The sequence below is a fragment of the Paenibacillus sp. GL_099_B genome (genome assembly GCF_057835695.1).
In genome coordinates this window covers 4,337,926-4,354,995 of sequence record NZ_CM174430.1, presented here as the reverse complement: position 1 = coordinate 4,354,995, position 17,070 = coordinate 4,337,926, and the positions used below count along the sequence as shown (strand labels likewise).

The following is a 17,070-nucleotide window of genomic DNA, read 5'->3' as shown; positions in this document are numbered from 1 at the left end:
AATACATTAATAATCAGGAGAGTTCAGCCCGATAAAATAGAGGTGATGGCGAATGAACGGACGGGTCATGGCTGCAGGAGGGCAACCGGGAGGCAGACCATCCAGACAAATTAATGTTGTTTTGCGTAACCAGGAACCTCAGATGCTGGTCAAAGAAGAAGAGACAGCAATACAAGCAGCAAAAGGCTTAGCCAAACATGCGCATTTTCAAGAGATTCAAGGTGAATTAGAGCAACTGGTTGGACTTGAAAATATCAAGGATTTAGTATTTGAAATCTATGCTTTCTTACAGATTGCCCAGATGCGTACCGAAGCTGGACTGATAAGTGGGGCGCACGTGTATCATATGATTTTTAAAGGCAATCCGGGAACTGGAAAAACAACGGTAGCACGAATTGTTGCGAAGCTGTTTCAGAAGATGGGTGTACTGAGTAAGGGTCATTTGATTGAAGTGGAACGTGCAGACTTGGTCGGGGAATACATTGGGCATACGGCACAGAAAACGAGGGATTTGGTCAAGAAGGCATTGGGTGGAATCTTGTTTATTGACGAGGCGTACAGTCTGGCTCGCGGGGGCGAGAAGGATTTTGGGAAGGAAGCTATCGACACACTTGTAAAGTCAATGGAAGATAATAAGAATCAGTTTATCCTCATCCTGGCGGGTTACTCGGAAGAGATTGATTTTTTTCTGCAGACGAATCCCGGATTACCTTCCCGTTTCCCGATCCAGGTTGAATTTCCAGACTATAGCATTGATCAATTGATTCAAATCTCCGAGATTATGGCCAAGGAACGTGACTATATTCTCATGCCACAGACCATACTCAAATTAAAGCAGCATCTGCTTCAGGAAAAAAATGAGTCTCTTCATGCGTTCAGCAACGCCCGATATGTCCGAAATGCCATTGAACGATCGATTCGTCATCAGGCAGTTCGACTATTGGAACAGTATACCCAGGGGAATCCGGGAAAACTGGAGCTGATGACCATTCGCACAGAGGATTTGAAGTTTGAGTAAAAGTAAGCGATAATATAATTTTTGAAGCAGCCGGCCGGGTTAACCGGTTCGGCTTAAAGCATGCCATGGAACCATGGTGGCACAGAATATATGCGGAAACGTAATAGAAGGAGTGAATATACACGATGACAAATGGAACACATGATACAGATATGGTGAAGAAGGATCGCGCCGTGTTGGTGAGTCTGGTTACCGATGAGGTCAAACGTTCGGGTATTAATCCGGAGTACTCCCTTGAGGAGTTGGTAAAACTAGCCGAGACGGCAGGCGTGGAAGTGCTGAGTGTATTGTCACAGAACCTGAAAACCCGTGACACCAAATGGTTCATTGGTAAGGGGAAAGTGGAAGAACTTCGTGCAGTGGCTGAGGAAATGGGAGCAACAACAGCTATTTTTGACCAGGAGCTGTCCGGTGCTCAAGTTCGTAACCTGGAAGAAGCGTTGGATCTCAAAATTATTGACCGCACCCAGCTGATTTTGGATATCTTTGCGCAGCGCGCCAACACAAGAGAAGGTATTATCCAGGTTGAGTTGGCACAGTTGAGCTATTTGTTACCGCGTTTGTCGGGTCACGGGAAGAATTTGTCCAGACTTGGTGGCGGAATTGGAACGCGGGGTCCAGGTGAAAGTAAACTGGAGACGGATCGTCGACATATTCGTGGCCGCATAGATGACTTGAAGCGTCATTTGGAAGAAGTGACACGTCATCGCAAGCTGCACCGGGAGCGTCGCAAAAAGACGGGGATCGTTCAGGTAGCCCTTGTAGGTTATACGAATGCGGGTAAATCCACCTTGCTTAAACAATTAACAGCGGCAGATGTTTACATTCAAGATCAGCTGTTTGCCACACTGGATCCAACCTCACGGACGATGGAACTGCCAAGTGGTAAAGAAATCGTACTCACAGATACGGTTGGTTTTATACAGAACCTTCCTCATGATCTGATTGCGGCCTTCCGGGCAACACTGGAGGAAGTGAATGAAGCGGACCTTATATTACATGTGGTCGATGCATCGTCTGCAATGCGTGAAGACCAGATGAAAACGGTACACACGATTTTGCAGCAACTGGGTTCAGGGGACAAGCCTCAATTGGTATTGTATAACAAGAAGGATGCTTGTACACCGGAGCAGCTTGAAATGCTTCCTTTGGATAAAGAACATATCAAAGTGAGCGCTCTGGATGCAGATGACTTGCTGAAAATTCGGGAGCTTATCCAGGCTGAATTGACTGGCGCTACCAAACGGTTCCGTATTCCGGCTGAGCGTGGCGATCTTACATCTGTACTGTACAAAATAGGCGATGTTGTTGAGACCACATTTGAAGATAATGATGTAATTTATGAAGTGGAATTGCAAAAAGGCGAATATGAGAAATTCGGTTATTTACTTGAAGATTTCATACAACTGTAACATCGATGACATATTTGTATGATAAGTTGACACGATAATTGATGTTTGACGTCAGATTCGTGCTATGAAGGGGAATGGAGCAAGATGGCAAGCTTTGATTCAGAGATTATTGAACTTCAACAACAGGTTGAACGTCAGATTGAGGGGCAATTGCAACAAATTGACCGTATCACTGATCACAACCAATGGAAAGTAATCAATGCTTTTCAGCGTAGAAAAGTCAGCGATTTTCACTTTGCGGGTTCAACGGGTTACGCTTATAACGATCGTGGGCGTGAGGTACTTGATGAAGTATATGCCGATGTGTTCGGTGCAGAGGCGGCACTGGTGCGTCCTCATTTTGCATCAGGTACACATACTATTGCTACAGCTTTGTTCGGTGTACTCCGTCCAGGCGACGAGTTGTTGTACATTACGGGTAAGCCCTATGACACATTGCATAAGGTCATAGGCAAGCCTGGTGATGGAACAGGATCGTTACGGGATTTTGGCATTGGCTATCAAGAGACGGCTCTGTTGGAAGATGGCGGAGTAGATTGGGCAACAGTAGAGAAAAGTATCAATTCAGCGACAAAAGTCATTGGTATTCAACGCTCCAGAGGATATGATTGGAGATCTTCCTTCTGTATCGATGAAATCGCTGATATGGTTGCACGTGTAAAGGCAATTAAGGAAGATGTCATCGTATTTGTGGATAACTGTTATGGCGAATTTACGGAGGAACGTGAACCAACAGAAACCGGGGTAGACCTGATGGCAGGTTCACTGATTAAAAATCCCGGTGGAGGTCTGGCGGAAACCGGAGGATACATATGCGGGAAGGAAAAGTACGTACAATTGGCAGCCTATCGTTTGACTGCTCCTGGAATTGGCGGTGAGGTTGGTGCGATGTTAGGAACGACTCGTGGCATCTACCAAGGACTTTACATGGCTCCGACAATTGTAGGACAAGCCATTAAAGGGAGCACATTCGCTGCGGCGATGTTTGCCGCATCCGGATTTGTAACCAAACCAGCATGGAACGAGATGCGTACAGATCTGATTCAGGCTGTTCAATTCAGTTCGGCAGAGCATTTAATTGCCTTTGTTCAAGGGATACAGCGGGCTGCTGCAGTAGATAGCCATGTTGTTCCTGAACCGTGGGACATGCCGGGTTACGAGCATCCTGTCATCATGGCGGCAGGTACGTTTATACAGGGTGGGAGCCTTGAATTGTCTGCAGATGCGCCTATCCGTGAGCCTTATATTGGCTATATGCAAGGCGGTTTAACGTACTCTCATGTTAAATATGGCGTTTTGATGGCATTACAGACCATGAAAGAACGTAAATTATTGTGAGTTTATCTAACACATCATTGACACTTAGTAATAACTAAATGTACAATAGAGTGAAGAATAGATGACTGGAAGGTTGATGAATGATGGGTGACGAAATTCGCAGAAATATGGCCTTATTCCCGATAGGTATTGTAATGAAACTTACGGATCTGTCCGCGCGTCAGATTCGTTATTATGAGCAGCACAGTTTGATTGTTCCTGCGAGAACGTCAGGTAATCAGCGTTTGTTCTCTTTCAATGACGTAGAACGATTGCTGGAAATCAAGGCTCTGATTGAAAAAGGAGTTAACATCGCGGGCATTAAACAAGTGATGAATCCTGTATCCAAAGAGTCAGAAGAAGCGACTGTTATTACACCCGATACGGAAGTGAAACGTAGAGAGCTGTCGGATTCCCAACTGCATCGTCTGCTTAAACAACAACTGGTGTCAGGTAAGAGACCTGGACAAGTATCTCTCATCCAGGGAGAGCTTTCCCGTTTCTTTAATAAAAAATAAGTTCGTATAACCTCGTAGGTCAGGGGAAATCCTGCTTTTGGGTAGGAGGACTCCTTGACCCATGCAATATTCTAATGTACAAATATAACAGGCAAGCCAAATACGCAGAGAAGAAAGGGAGAGGGTATCGTGAGTTTTACTAAAGAAGACATACTACGCATCTCAAAAGAAGAAAATGTACGATTCGTTCGTTTGCAATTTACCGATTTGCTTGGAGCAATCAAAAACGTTGAAATCCCTGTGAGCCAACTTACCAAGGCTCTGGATAATAAAATGATGTTTGATGGATCTTCCATTGAAGGTTATGTACGTATTGAAGAGTCCGACATGTACCTCTATCCGGATCTCGATTCTTGGCTGATTTTCCCTTGGGTAGCCGAGAACCGTGTTGCTCGACTGATTTGCGACGTATATCTTCCGGATGGTAATCCGTTTCCAGGAGATCCGCGTGGCATCTTGAAACGAAACCTGAAAGAAGCCGAAGAAATGGGATTCACTTCCTTCAACGTCGGTCCTGAACCAGAGTTCTTCTTGTTCAAAACAGACGAAAAAGGAAACCCGACTAACGAACTGAATGACCAAGGTGGATATTTCGACCTAGCGCCTACGGATCTTGGTGAAAACTGTCGTCGTGACATCGTTATCACACTTGAAGAAATGGGCTTTGAGATCGAAGCTTCCCACCATGAAGTAGCTCCAGGTCAGCATGAGATCGACTTTAAATATGCTGATGCTCTAAAAGCAGCAGACCAGATCCAAACGTTCAAACTCGTTGTTAAAACGATTGCACGTCAGCATGGTCTACATGCTACCTTTATGCCGAAACCGCTGTTTGGTATGAACGGTTCCGGTATGCACTGTAACCAATCCTTGTTCCAAGGCAAAGTGAACGCATTCGTAGACGAGTCGGACGAGCTGGGTCTGAGCAAAACTGCACGTCACTTCATGGCTGGAACTTTGAAGCATGCGCGTGCGTTTGCAGCAATTACGAACCCAACTGTGAACTCATACAAACGTCTTGTACCAGGTTATGAAGCCCCTTGTTATGTAGCATGGTCCGCCAGTAACCGTAGCCCAATGATCCGCATTCCAGCTTCCCGTGGTCTGAGTACACGTGTTGAGGTTCGTAATCCGGATCCGGCTGCTAACCCTTACTTGGCTTTGGCTGTTTTATTGAAAGCAGGTCTGGACGGAATCAAACGTGAGCTTTCCTTACCAGCTCCGATTGACCGTAACATCTACATCATGTCAGAAGAAGAGCGTGTGGAAGAAGGCATTCCAAGCTTGCCAGCTGACCTGAAAGAAGCATTGAACGAATTGATCCGCAGCGAAGTCATCTGTGATGCTCTCGGCGACCACGCCCTGGCTCACTTCTATGAGCTGAAAGAAATTGAGTGGGACATGTACCGTACACAAGTCCACCAATGGGAACGCGATCAATATATCACGTTGTACTAATAGCTCAATCCCTTGGCGCTCTAGCGCTGAGGGGTTTTTCTTTTTGTGGGCAAGGGGATATAAAAAAGCTAGGTAGAATATTATTCTACCTAGCTTTATGTCTATAGGAGCTCAGTCCTTAATTTCTGATAAATAATGCTCATATAACTTGTTTATTGAAGAGCTCGAAAGCAAGTGAGTGACTGCTTCAATTGATTCTCTCTTCCAATCAAACCAGCGCATTTCTTTTAACTTCATGATTTCTTCTTCTGAGAAACGCTTCTTTACCTCTTTTGCAGGATTTCCACCTACTATCGTGTAAGGGGCGACATCTTTTGTTACAACTGAGCCTGCTGCAACAATTGCACCTTCACCAATGGTAACACCCGGCATAATCATTGCATTCATGCCGATCCATGCATCGCTCTCTATAATGGTATCACCTTTGGTTGAGAAGGAACGGCTAATTTGATCAGCAAACGGATAAACAGTGATCCACTCCGCATGATGATTGTTATTTCCTCCCATAAGAATAACGACACCGGCTGCGATACATACATAATTACCAATAATTAATCGATCTATTTGCCATCCAAATTCCTCAATAGGGTTGAATAAGCTCCTCGATTTTTCATCTCCCCATAAATATCTCACGCATCCATCTTCAAAAGAAGAATTGTTATCGTAATAACCAGAGTAATAGGAGTAATCGCCAACTTCGATTAATGGATTGGTTACAATATCTTTTAAATACTTAATTTCAGACCAGTGATTAAATTGGTTTATATTCATTTTAATTTCCTCGCTTCTAAGTTATATTTCTGAGTAACTTAGAAGCGTGATGCGGTAGCTACATTCTTTAGTTTTTTTAGACGACGAATCATCTGAATCATCCTTCCTTTTGATATGAGGGCCATTGTAGCAATCACTTCTTTTTTTGTCAATCCTATTCTGATAAAGAGATGTCAGTAAGTAACCTCCCTCAAAGTGTATATAATGAAGAAAAAATTCAGGAAGAGTAAATATAGACAGAACACGTGTCCACCATTTGGAAGGGCGGATACATCACGTTGGAGTTATACAGGAACGGAAATAAGAATGTAAAGAGGAAGCTAGTATTCGTAGAATAAGTCTTAGCATATTAGTGTTAAGGCTTTTTATGTAGTCAATAAGAAATAGAATGGTTAATTAAATTATGATCATATCGTTGAAGCGAGAGTACGTTTTAATTGTTTGCTCTATTTTTACAGTATCTATATGTTGATAGTTTCATATAATTGCGTTATAATTCATTTATGTTTTTAGAAATTAAATTTTGAACAATTAATTGGAGATGTTAATATGGAACAAGAGAAGCAACTGGTTGCCGCACAGCGGACATTTTTTTATACAGGTCAAACTAAGTCTATTGAGTACCGTATTCGTGCTCTTCAGCAATTAAGACAGGGAATTGAGAAGTATCAGCAACGTATTCTTGACGCACTTCGTGCGGATCTAAATAAATCTGAAACAGAGGCTTATGGCTCTGAGATTCGGATCGTGTTGGGTGAACTGGATTTTGCATTGGAACATTTGGAGGAATGGGCTAAACCAAAACCTGTGCCTACAAATTCTGCTATACCTGATGGCACAAGCTTAATTTATCCTGAACCTTATGGAGTTGCTCTTATTATTGCACCATGGAACTATCCGTTCCAATTAGCTTTCGGCCCTCTAATTGGAGCCATTGCTGCGGGTAACTGTGCCATTATTAAGCCGTCTGAATTAACCCCAGCCGTATCACGTCTGACTTATGATTTGGTTCATGAGATATTTCCTAGTGAGTACCTGGCAGTTATGGAAGGGGAAGTAGAGACCAGCACAGCATTGTTGAAAGAAAAGTTTGATTATATTTTCTTTACAGGCAGTACAGGTGTTGGCCGCATTGTTATGAAGGCAGCAGCTGAGCATTTGACTCCAGTTACGTTGGAACTAGGTGGTAAGAGTCCGGTCATTGTTCATCAGGATGCGGATTTGAAGCTGGCAGCTCAGCGCATTGTTCGCGGTAAATTTCTGAATGCAGGGCAAACCTGTGTCGCTCCGGACTACTTGCTTATACACGAGGACGTACATGACAAATTATTGGAATTAATCGGCGTAGAAATTCAGGATAAATTTGGAGACGATGTGATGAAAAATGCTGATTTTCCGCACGTTGTCAACGCACGTAACTTTGATCGTTTATCGGTTTTGCTCCAAGATGGCAAAGCAATGATCGGTGGACGTTCTGAACGTGATCAGCTGCTCATTGAACCAACAGTTTTGGGGGAAGTTGATTGGAAATCCCCAGTGATGCAAGAAGAGATCTTTGGTCCAATCCTTCCTGTATTTAAGTATACCGACCTCAATCCCATGCTAGATGAGGTTGTTCGCCGTCCCAAACCACTGGCATTATATCTCTTCACTCAGGATGAGGATCTGCAGAATCAGGTTCTGAATCAAGTATCTTTTGGTGGTGGTTGTATTAATGACACATTGTCTCATATGACATCACATTATCTCCCGTTTGGCGGCGTAGGAGAAAGTGGAATGGGTTCCTACCATGGCCAACAGAGTTTTGATGTGTTTTCTCATCATAAAAGCATTCTTAAACGCAGCGAATAGTCGGCTAACGTAGAACAATATAAGTAGTATGAGAAAAAAGAGGTTGTCCCGTTTAACGGGACAACCTCTCTAAGTATCTTATTGTGAAACATCTGAACAACTTCAATACATATTAGTGAATATCACGGAAAAGGCCAATGACTTTGCCCAGGATGCTAACGTGTTTCAAACGCAACGGTTCAAAAGTCGAATTTTCCGGTTGAAGACGAATATGATCTTTCTCTTTGTAGAACGTTTTTACCGTTGCTTCATCGTCTTCAGTCATGGCTACTACGATATCGCCGTTATCTGCAGTTTGCTGCTGACGTACGATAACATAGTCTCCGTTAACAATGCCTGCTTCAACCATACTGTCTCCCACGACCGAAAGCATAAATACTTTCTGTTCGCCTACATAATGCGTAGGAAGAGGGAAGTAATCTTCGATATTTTCTGTTGCTGTGATCGGAACCCCTGCAGTAACTTTACCCACGACAGGAATGCGAGCAACGCTGTGAGCAAACTGATGTGAATGCTCTGACTCTTCCTGGCTGAGAAGTTCAATGGCTCTTGGTTTGGTTGGGTCACGTCTAATTAGACCTTTCTTCTCCAAACGATCCAGATGTCCATGTACTGTAGAGCTGGAAGCCAATCCAACAGCTTCACCAATTTCGCGTACGGAAGGAGGATACCCCTTCAACCGGACTTCATTGCGTATAAACTCCAGAATAGCCTGTTGCCTGCTGGATATCTTCGACATACCGTATCAACCCCATTTAGTAACGTTTGGGAAAATTATAACATAGAACCTCCGTTCGTACAAACATAAGTTCTAAATAAAATGCCATAAAATCAATGTTTTTTTGCAAATAAAGATGAAAATTTTCTTTGAGTCTAATCAAATACTGCAAATGACAGTTTCTATACAATAGAAGAAAGATAATAGAATGTAGGATGCAACAAAAAAAAGCGAACAATTGTTCTAAAAAGTTATTGTACAAAACAATTGTTCGTGTTATATTGATTTCAACGGATAGGAACAAACGTTTGGAGGTCGATATTTAATGAGATATTCTACTTATCAAAGTATTTACGAACCGGTGCATTCAGAAGTGGTTGAAACTAACATAAGGAATTTTAAGAAGGTTTTTGCAAAAGGTAATGTCCCAACTTGGGTCTTGAAATTAATAATCGTAAGCTTAATCATACTCGTTGGTTGCAGTACAGTATTGACTGTGTTCGCTGGCAATGAGAACGATCTGTTGCCTGGGGGGAAGATGGCAGTTTCACAAGGAGATACGCTATGGAGTATATCATTGGATCACAAACCTGAAACAATGGATACACGTGTATATATAGAAGCAATCAAGAAAGTGAATCAACTTCATTCAACTTCAATACAGGTGGGGCAAGTCTTAATACTGCCTCAATTCACAGAATAAATCTGCATATCCAAACGCGCTAATGCGTGTCAGCTTGACAAGCTGCCCTTATCATGTCAAAGTTAATGTGACTTTGTATTTTTGGAGGGGACAAGCTTGGATATAGATAGTCTGGTAGCACGTATTAATGAATTGGCCCGTAAGCAAAAATCCACTGGATTGACAGAGGAAGAGCTCGCAGAACGTGCCAAGCTTAGAGAAATTTATTTGAATAACATTCGAAGCAATTTCAGACAACAACTGGATACGATTGAAATTGTAGATGATGAGAACGATCAAGGCCACCAAGGCAAACTCAAACATTAAGGAAACCTAATGATATCATTATGATATTTAGGTTTCTTCCTGTTATCTAGAGGTTGCAAATTATAGGGGGAAATGTTGGTTTGCAGTTATGTAAGCCGATACAAAGAACATCTAAGGGGGATTCTCATGTCGCGTTCGTTCGAGAGAACGGTTCGGAAAAATTCTAAGCAGTTGAATCAGCAACGTAAAAAAAGCGGTAAACCGGTTTCCGGTACACCAGGTGAGGACGTATTTAAAGGACGCAGTCTTCTGTTTCCTATTTTTCTGATCGGACTAGCATTCCTGTACCTCTTTATGAGTACATTTCTTGTCAAAGCTCCGATGACCACTTGGGACTGGGTGACCTTGTTGCTGTATGTATTTTTGGCAGTCATCTTCATGCTCCGTCGTCCTTATGTCAAAATAGGAAGTAATCGGATTTTGACGACAAAAGGGAACCGTGAGCGCTCAATTGGAGTCGACGATATCGTGAAATTCAGAATTGAGCCAGGTACGGTTGTGATTGAGCATAATGCACGAGGTAAGAGATGGGTATTTACCAAACTACTCAATCGTTATGATACCGATGCAATAACTGAACGTCTTCTGAAATTCGCCAAAGCACATCAGATCACCGTGGAAACATACGAGAAAAAGTAATTTTGCATAAAGGGGAAGATGACCGAAATGGCGTTAAAAGCGATTTTGTTCGACCTAGATGATACTTTACTGTGGGATGAGCGCAGTGTTCGAGAGGCATTTCATGAGACTTGCTTGATCGCAGCTGAAGAGACGGGCGTTAAACCCGAAGACCTTGAAGAAGCTGTTCGTAATGAGGCACGTAATCTGTATGAGTCTTATGAAACTTTTTCGTTTACCAAAATGATTGGGATTAACCCGTTTGAAGGTCTTTGGGCTAACTTCACGGGTGGGGACCAGCCGGAGTTTCGCCAGTTGGAGCAGCTTGCACCCGCATATCGTAAAGAGTCATGGCGTCAAGGCTTGTTAAAGCTGGGTGTTGATCGTGAAGATTTTGCGGAACAACTCGCCTCACAATTTGGGGCTGAGCGGAGATCAAGACCCCATGTCTATGAAGAAACGATGGAAACGTTGAGTCATCTACAAGGGAAGTTCAAGCTTTTGCTTTTAACCAACGGCTGTCCTGCTTTACAACAAGAGAAACTTGATGGCGTTCCTGAATTGGCTCCTTTTTTTGACGAAATTATTATCTCGGGTTCGTTCGGTAAAGGGAAACCTGATCCTTCGATCTTCGAGCACGCATTGAGTAAGCTGGGAGTGCAACCTGAGGAGAGCATGATGGTTGGAGATAAGCTTACGACTGATATTCGTGGAGCATTGTCTGCAGGCATTCAGTCTGTTTGGATTAACCGTGAGAATAAAGAGAATACCGAATCGTATGTGCCTGACCATCAAATCAAGCATTTATCCGAATTGGAACGAATCATTGCTGAATTCAGTGCATCATAAATCGTATTTTTAGTGTACTACTCAAGCATTGTTAGGTTTTATGAGATGTATTTTATCCATAAAACCTAACAATGTTTTTTTGTTTTGGGACTGCTTGAACTATACCGTAATAACAAAAGATAAAATTTTTTATTAAAAGTTATTGAAATTATAGAACTGCTGATTTAAAATATAACTAACATACTAGTATGACTAGTATGCGAATGAATGCAGCGAATATCTTTTGACTTACTCGAATGAAGTGGAAGCCGGAGTTATTCGCTATTATTTTCATATCCATTGTAAGCGCTTTACATAATCGGAGGAAACCATTTAATCCTGGAAATACAACATGAAGTGGTTTGTAAGAAAATGAGGGTAAGCGTCTTAATCGATATGTATCTCTAGTGATTCACATAATTGATATCGCTTACATTTTCTGTTTTGTTTATTCTGCAGTGGGGGTGAAGTTCATCTGATTACTTGTCTTCTACAAAAAGAAGAGATGATGGGATTTGATCGAAAACGCTTTTATTTTATCAAGGTAAGATCGGAGTGAAATAACATATGGAGTCGGGAACCGCTAAAACCACGCTAACGATGACATCTTTACGTAAAGAAAGCAGGTTAAGAACAGCTGCAGCTCTGCTTCGCAAAGACTGGCAGCTGTACTCACTGTTAATTCTTCCAATTATCTATCTTATTATTTTCAAATACGGGCCGATGCTCGGTAATGTAATCGCCTTTAGACGTTTTGTACCGGGTGGCAGTATTTTTGGAGAGACGTGGGTTGGATTCAGGTATTTTCAGATGTTCATTCAAGACCCAACCTTTTGGAAAGTATTTGGAAACACACTTATGCTCGGTGGACTTGCGTTACTTTTCACCTTCCCAGTTCCGATCATTTTTGCATTGCTACTGAATGAAGTGAAAAGCAAACGTTTCAAAAAGTTTGTGCAGACCGCATCTTATCTTCCGCACTTCTTGTCCATCGTCATCGTTGCCGGAATGATTCTGCAATTAACGGCAGTTAATGGCTCGATTAACGGAATGGTTTCATTTTTTACCGGAGACAGTATTCCTTTCATGCAGCGAGCGGAATGGTTCAGAACGATCTATATCACCTCTGAGGTTTGGCAAGGTATGGGGTGGGGAGCCATTTTATATTTGGCTGCATTGACAACAATTGATGATTCTTTGTATGAGGCTGCACGGATTGATGGTGCGAACCGTTGGAAGCAAACCCTCCATATAACCATACCGGGCATTCTCCCAACTATCGTTACGCTGCTGATTTTGAACATGGGTAATTTCCTTGCGGTTGGATTTGAGAAAATCTTGCTCCTTTACAATCCGCTGATCTACGAGACATCTGACGTGATTTCTACTTATTTGTACCGGGTAGGTTTGCAGTCGAGCAATTTCAGCTATGCTACCGCCATTGGTTTGTTCGAATCCATTATTGGACTGATCCTGGTATTCTCGGTTAATGCAATATCACGCAGACTGACACAACGAAGCTTGTGGTAAAGGAGGAGCAATATGCTGGAATCAAAATCATACAAAGTATTTAAAGTTTTCAATGCCATCTTTTTGCTGCTTGTGGTGTTCATCACGCTCTATCCGTTTCTGAATGTCGTGGCCCAATCATTCAGTAGCGAGGCTTATATCAATTCAGGCAAGGTAAGTATTATCCCGAGAGGATTTAATGTAGAAACCTACAAGACCATCTCTCGCGATAGCATGTTCTGGACCAACTATAAAAACACAATTATATATACCGTTGTAGGTACGTTGATTTCCATGTTCATGACGACCATTTTCGCTTATGCCTTATCCAAGAAAAGATTGATGGGACGTAAATTTTTGACGATGTTCGCAGTGTTCACGATGTTTTTTAGTGGCGGCTTGATTCCTAACTATGTCCTGATTAACTCTCTGGGCTTCAATAATACGATGTGGGCATTGGTTGTGCCTGGTGCAATCAGCATTTATAACATGTTAATTATGAAATCATTTTTCGAAAACATGCCTGAAGAGCTTGAGGAAGCGGCAGCTATTGACGGTTTGAATACGTATGGCATTTTGTTACGGATCATTCTACCGCTGAGTAAAGCTGTCATGGCAACGATGGTTCTGTTTTACGCTGTGGGACACTGGAACTCCTGGTTTCCTGCCTTCCTGTATCTCGACAAAAAGGAACTGTTTCCCGTTACGATCTACTTGCGCAACATGATTGCAGGTGCAACTGGTGGTGTTTCGGCTGGTGCTTCAGCGGATAATCTGACTCAAATTTCTGCAAATATCAAATCGGTCACCATGGTACTCACCATTTTGCCTATTTTAACGATTTATCCATTTGTCCAAAGGTACTTTGTAACCGGTATCATGTTGGGATCTGTTAAACAGTAATCCTAACCCGATATAGTTCAACATCTTGATTGTAAGGCCAATCTAAACCACATGCAGGGGGAGAATTGAATGAAACAGAGACCACGAAAGCTGGTAGGCAAGATGGTATTGGCAACAATGATGAGTGTCGTTCTGGCAGCATGTAGCAGCGGAGCTGGTGGAGAGAAAGTCGAACCGGAATCCAAGGGAGCCATGGAATCCTATGGTGTAGGGGAGACCTTCAAAGCAGCTGAACCGTTTAATCTATCTATTCTGTACAGTGACCAACCAGCATACCCGTACAAGAAGGATTGGCTCCTGTTCCAAAAAATCACGGAAAAAACAGGAGTCACGCTCGATCCTACCATCGTTCCGATGAGTGACTATTCCCAGAAAAGATCCCTTCTGATCAGTTCTGGAGATGCCCCACTGGTTATTCCGAAAACCTATCCGGGTGAAGAAGCGGCTTTTGTATCCTCGGGTGCGATTTTGCCAGTGAGTGACTATGTTGATTTGATGCCTAACTTCAAGGATAAAGTAGAGAAATGGGGACTTCAGGATGAACTTGAGGGTCTTCGACAAGAAGATGGGAAATATTATGTACTCCCAGGTTTACATGAAGAGGTTTGGCCGGACTATACCCTTATTGTGAGAACTGATATTTTTGAGAAAAATAACATTGCCATTCCAAAGACATGGGATGAATTGTATGATGCAGCCAAAAAGCTAAAAGAAATCTATCCAGATTCCGTTCCGTTCTCAGATCGTTTCCAATTTAACAGTACCTTGAATATTGCTGCTACCAGTTTTGGAACGAAAGCTGGGTGGGGATTTGGCAATGGTTTAACGTATAAAGAAGATAAGGATGAATTTGTATACACATCGACTACGCCTGAATACAAGGAAATGTTAACTTTCTTTAACAAGCTTGTATCGGAGGGATTGCTGGATAAAGAAAGCTTTACCCAGGACGATGACCAGGCTATTCAAAAATTTGTTTCTGGAAAATCCTTCATTATCAATGGTAACTCGCAAACAGTAGTACTTCATCGTAACGACATGAACAAAACGTTGGGAGAAGGGAATTTCTCCATCGCCAAAATTACAGTTCCTGGTGGTCCAAAAGGTCAATTGATGTCTGGCTCCAGACTTGAAAACGGTGTCATGATTTCCGGGAAAATTAAAGACAACGAGAATTTCAAAGCAACCATGCAATTTATTGACTGGTTATACTATAGTGATGAAGGTCAGGAATTTGCCAAATGGGGCGTAGAAGGCGAAACATTCACCAAACAAGATGGCGTCCGTAAGTTGGCCGAAGATGTAAACTATAACGGATTGAATCCAAAAGGCACGAAGGACTTGCGCATCGATTACGGATTCTCCGGTGGTGTGTTTGCCTATGGAGGAACGACAGATTTGTTGCACTCCATGTTTAGTGAGGAAGAACTGAAATTCCAGCAAGACATGAAAGATATCAAAGAAGTGGTTCCTGCCGAGCCGCCAATTCCTTACTCGGATATCGATCGTGAACAGGTGACGCTGCTTAGCACACCGCTTAAGGATTTTTCGGATCAAAATACGCTTAAATTCATTTTGGGAGAACGTAAACTTTCTGAGTTTGACGCATTTGTAAAAGAGCTGGAGAGCCAAGGCTTGCCTCAGTATATGCAGCTTTCCAATGACACATATAAGAAGTACAAAGAAAACAAGCAACAATAGTTCTGAACTGAAATTTGCCCATTGCCGTTTCACTTAGGGAATTTAGTGGAGCGGCAAATTGTGCTAAGATGGATGAATACGGCTGAGAGGAAGAGGTTAAGGAATGTCACTTAATCAAAAGATTAGAGGTTCGACCCGGGCTTATTCATACAATCTGATAAAGGAACGCATTCTGCACCTTGAACTTGAGCCTGGTACCAAGATTTCCGAGAAGGAAATTGCGGATGAATTGCAAGTAAGCAGAACGCCAGTACGTGAAGCATTCATGAAGCTTGCTGAAGAAGAATTACTGGATATCATTCCACAGAGTGGAACCATTGTCTCCCATATTAATTTGGAGCATGTTGAAGAAGGCCGGTTTATGAGAGAGAAGATGGAGAAGGAAATTGTCACTCTGGCTTGTGCTTCTTTTCCGGAAGAATTCAGATTCAGGCTTGAAACCAATATCGCCATGCAGGAAGTATGTATAGGGAAAAATAATTTCTATCGACTTTTTGAACTGGATGAAGAGTTTCATCAGATATTGTTTCAAGGCACAGGGAAAATGAGAACTTGGAAAATGCTGCAGCAGCTCAATATTCCCTTTAATCGCCTTCGTTTATTACGCTTGTCTGAAGATTCCGATGCAGAGGTTATTATTTCACAACATAAAGAAATATACCGACTTATCACGGAACGTGAAACCGAGCGAGCTGTTGAAGTTATGGAAGCTCATCTCAGACTAGTTGTTGTTGAACAAGAGAAGATGAAGGCAAAATATCCACATTATTTTATCTAAAACATCTAATGTTGTATACTATCTGAATATGCAGAAACCCCTGTTCGAATTGAACAGGGGTTTGTTGAGCAAATAATATAATTTGCTTATTATGCTTGTTTGATAAACGTTGGATCCGGGTAAGGATCTGCGATCCAGCCATCTTTTTCAATAAACAGACGTACGGCAATAATTTGTTTGTTCTCCATTAAAGTGAAGAAGTGTGGGGTGTTCTCAGGTACCGAGATAACGTCTCCAGGAGACAATTCTACATTAAAGTAACCTACATCATCTGTAGCTTTGATGACAAAGATCCCTTTGCCGGCTACTATAGCACGGATTTCATCTTCAGCATGAGTGTGAATCTCTTCAAATTTAGCAAGCTTCTCTTCAATATCTGGTGTTTGTTCAGACAGCGTAATGACATCCCAGATTTGGTACCCGCGTCGCGCAGCCAAGTCTCTGATTTCATAGTCATATGTTTTTAGTACTTCTTCTTTTTGTTCATCGGTGAGTCCAAAGTTGTTTTGCAGATCCGTTTTTAATTTGGACGCATCCCATTTTTCAAATAATACTTCATATTTGTTTAAGAAATTTCGAACATTTTCGTCTCCAGTGATACGTTCGTTCGTATTTCGGATTACAATTTCAGCCATGTTCTTTCCCTCTTTTCCACTTGGTT

General features: G+C 42.3%; 17 protein-coding genes. 14 read left to right on the top strand and 3 right to left on the bottom strand.

All coding sequences use genetic code 11. The annotated features are described in order from the left end of the window. Positions 1-52 precede the first annotated feature (52 nt). From AC3ITG_RS19670 to glnA, 5 genes are all read left to right on the top strand, one after another. A complete protein-coding gene (locus AC3ITG_RS19670) occupies positions 53-1,018 on the top strand; it encodes an AAA family ATPase (RefSeq protein ID WP_413372163.1) in 966 nt (321 codons plus the stop codon). 125 nt (positions 1,019-1,143) lie between these two features. Beyond that, positions 1,144-2,430 (top strand): GTPase HflX, encoded by a 1,287-nt coding sequence (hflX, locus tag AC3ITG_RS19665; protein WP_413025223.1) that lies wholly within the window; start codon positions 1,144-1,146, stop codon positions 2,428-2,430. An 84-nt stretch (positions 2,431-2,514) separates the two neighbouring features. After that, complete coding sequence (locus AC3ITG_RS19660) at positions 2,515-3,768, top strand: methionine gamma-lyase family protein (protein WP_489251100.1); 1,254 nt, start codon at positions 2,515-2,517, stop codon at positions 3,766-3,768. A gap of 83 nt (positions 3,769-3,851) precedes the next feature. Continuing rightward, a complete protein-coding gene (locus tag AC3ITG_RS19655) occupies positions 3,852-4,265 on the top strand; it encodes a MerR family transcriptional regulator (protein WP_024630466.1) in 414 nt (137 codons plus the stop codon). 129 nt (positions 4,266-4,394) lie between these two features. Beyond that, entirely contained in the window at positions 4,395-5,723 is a 1,329-nt protein-coding gene (gene glnA / locus AC3ITG_RS19650; protein WP_024630465.1) for a type I glutamate--ammonia ligase, read from the top strand. Between the two features lie 111 nt (positions 5,724-5,834). On the opposite strand, the gene AC3ITG_RS19645 is transcribed toward glnA, so the two are convergent. Then, complete coding sequence (locus tag AC3ITG_RS19645; RefSeq protein ID WP_489251099.1) at positions 5,835-6,494, bottom strand: CatB-related O-acetyltransferase; 660 nt, start codon at positions 6,492-6,494, stop codon at positions 5,835-5,837. 549 nt (positions 6,495-7,043) lie between these two features. Between AC3ITG_RS19645 and AC3ITG_RS19640 the strand changes: the two genes are divergently transcribed. Next, positions 7,044-8,345: an aldehyde dehydrogenase gene (locus AC3ITG_RS19640; protein WP_489251098.1), complete on the top strand. Its 1,302-nt coding sequence runs from the start codon at positions 7,044-7,046 to the stop codon at positions 8,343-8,345. A 112-nt stretch (positions 8,346-8,457) separates the two neighbouring features. Here AC3ITG_RS19640 and lexA read toward each other — a convergent pair whose 3' ends face one another. After that, positions 8,458-9,084, bottom strand: coding sequence for a transcriptional repressor LexA (gene lexA / locus AC3ITG_RS19635; protein WP_024630400.1), 627 nt, complete (start codon positions 9,082-9,084; stop codon positions 8,458-8,460). A gap of 304 nt (positions 9,085-9,388) precedes the next feature. On the opposite strand from lexA, the gene AC3ITG_RS19630 reads away from it, so the two are divergent. From AC3ITG_RS19630 to AC3ITG_RS19595, 8 genes are all read left to right on the top strand, one after another. After that, positions 9,389-9,766, top strand: coding sequence for a LysM peptidoglycan-binding domain-containing protein (locus tag AC3ITG_RS19630; protein WP_413372158.1), 378 nt, complete (start codon positions 9,389-9,391; stop codon positions 9,764-9,766). A 96-nt stretch (positions 9,767-9,862) separates the two neighbouring features. After that, entirely contained in the window at positions 9,863-10,072 is a 210-nt protein-coding gene (locus tag AC3ITG_RS19625; protein WP_024630398.1) for a DUF896 domain-containing protein, read from the top strand. Positions 10,073-10,198: 126 nt separating this feature from the next. Further along, the gene (locus AC3ITG_RS19620) at positions 10,199-10,711 is read left to right on the top strand and encodes a hypothetical protein (RefSeq protein ID WP_072733301.1); all 513 of its coding nucleotides are present in this window, start codon (positions 10,199-10,201) and stop codon (positions 10,709-10,711) included. Positions 10,712-10,738: 27 nt separating this feature from the next. Further along, positions 10,739-11,539, top strand: a complete 801-nt coding sequence (locus AC3ITG_RS19615; RefSeq protein ID WP_489251097.1) for an HAD family hydrolase — start codon at positions 10,739-10,741, stop codon at positions 11,537-11,539. 579 nt (positions 11,540-12,118) lie between these two features. Further along, positions 12,119-13,048 (top strand): ABC transporter permease, encoded by a 930-nt coding sequence (locus AC3ITG_RS19610; RefSeq protein ID WP_371129169.1) that lies wholly within the window; start codon positions 12,119-12,121, stop codon positions 13,046-13,048. A gap of 12 nt (positions 13,049-13,060) precedes the next feature. Continuing rightward, positions 13,061-13,930, top strand: coding sequence for a carbohydrate ABC transporter permease (locus AC3ITG_RS19605; protein ID WP_053780875.1), 870 nt, complete (start codon positions 13,061-13,063; stop codon positions 13,928-13,930). 69 nt (positions 13,931-13,999) lie between these two features. Next, a complete protein-coding gene (locus AC3ITG_RS19600) occupies positions 14,000-15,631 on the top strand; it encodes an ABC transporter substrate-binding protein (RefSeq protein WP_413372154.1) in 1,632 nt (543 codons plus the stop codon). Positions 15,632-15,734: 103 nt separating this feature from the next. Then, positions 15,735-16,409: a GntR family transcriptional regulator gene (locus AC3ITG_RS19595; protein ID WP_076289099.1), complete on the top strand. Its 675-nt coding sequence runs from the start codon at positions 15,735-15,737 to the stop codon at positions 16,407-16,409. An 89-nt stretch (positions 16,410-16,498) separates the two neighbouring features. Here the strand turns inward: AC3ITG_RS19595 and AC3ITG_RS19590 are convergent, their stop codons facing one another. Further along, the gene (locus tag AC3ITG_RS19590; protein ID WP_413372153.1) at positions 16,499-17,044 is read right to left on the bottom strand and encodes an acireductone dioxygenase; all 546 of its coding nucleotides are present in this window, start codon (positions 17,042-17,044) and stop codon (positions 16,499-16,501) included. Positions 17,045-17,070 lie beyond the last annotated feature (26 nt).

Bases quoted from the DNA above. Each gene is read 5' to 3' on its own strand.
- AC3ITG_RS19670 (WP_413372163.1), top strand. From the start codon at position 53: ATGAACGGACGGGTCATGGCTGCAGGAGGGCAACCGGGAGGCAGACCA.
- hflX (WP_413025223.1), top strand. From the start codon at position 1,144: ATGACAAATGGAACACATGATACAGATATGGTGAAGAAGGATCGCGCC.
- AC3ITG_RS19660 (WP_489251100.1), top strand. From the start codon at position 2,515: ATGGCAAGCTTTGATTCAGAGATTATTGAACTTCAACAACAGGTTGAA.
- AC3ITG_RS19655 (WP_024630466.1), top strand. From the start codon at position 3,852: ATGGGTGACGAAATTCGCAGAAATATGGCCTTATTCCCGATAGGTATT.
- AC3ITG_RS19645 (WP_489251099.1), bottom strand. From the start codon at position 6,494: ATGAATATAAACCAATTTAATCACTGGTCTGAAATTAAGTATTTAAAA.
- AC3ITG_RS19640 (WP_489251098.1), top strand. From the start codon at position 7,044: ATGGAACAAGAGAAGCAACTGGTTGCCGCACAGCGGACATTTTTTTAT.
- lexA (WP_024630400.1), bottom strand. From the start codon at position 9,084: ATGTCGAAGATATCCAGCAGGCAACAGGCTATTCTGGAGTTTATACGC.
- AC3ITG_RS19630 (WP_413372158.1), top strand. From the start codon at position 9,389: ATGAGATATTCTACTTATCAAAGTATTTACGAACCGGTGCATTCAGAA.
- AC3ITG_RS19620 (WP_072733301.1), top strand. From the start codon at position 10,199: ATGTCGCGTTCGTTCGAGAGAACGGTTCGGAAAAATTCTAAGCAGTTG.
- AC3ITG_RS19615 (WP_489251097.1), top strand. From the start codon at position 10,739: ATGGCGTTAAAAGCGATTTTGTTCGACCTAGATGATACTTTACTGTGG.
- AC3ITG_RS19610 (WP_371129169.1), top strand. From the start codon at position 12,119: ATGACATCTTTACGTAAAGAAAGCAGGTTAAGAACAGCTGCAGCTCTG.
- AC3ITG_RS19605 (WP_053780875.1), top strand. From the start codon at position 13,061: ATGCTGGAATCAAAATCATACAAAGTATTTAAAGTTTTCAATGCCATC.
- AC3ITG_RS19600 (WP_413372154.1), top strand. From the start codon at position 14,000: ATGAAACAGAGACCACGAAAGCTGGTAGGCAAGATGGTATTGGCAACA.
- AC3ITG_RS19595 (WP_076289099.1), top strand. From the start codon at position 15,735: ATGTCACTTAATCAAAAGATTAGAGGTTCGACCCGGGCTTATTCATAC.
- AC3ITG_RS19590 (WP_413372153.1), bottom strand. From the start codon at position 17,044: ATGGCTGAAATTGTAATCCGAAATACGAACGAACGTATCACTGGAGAC.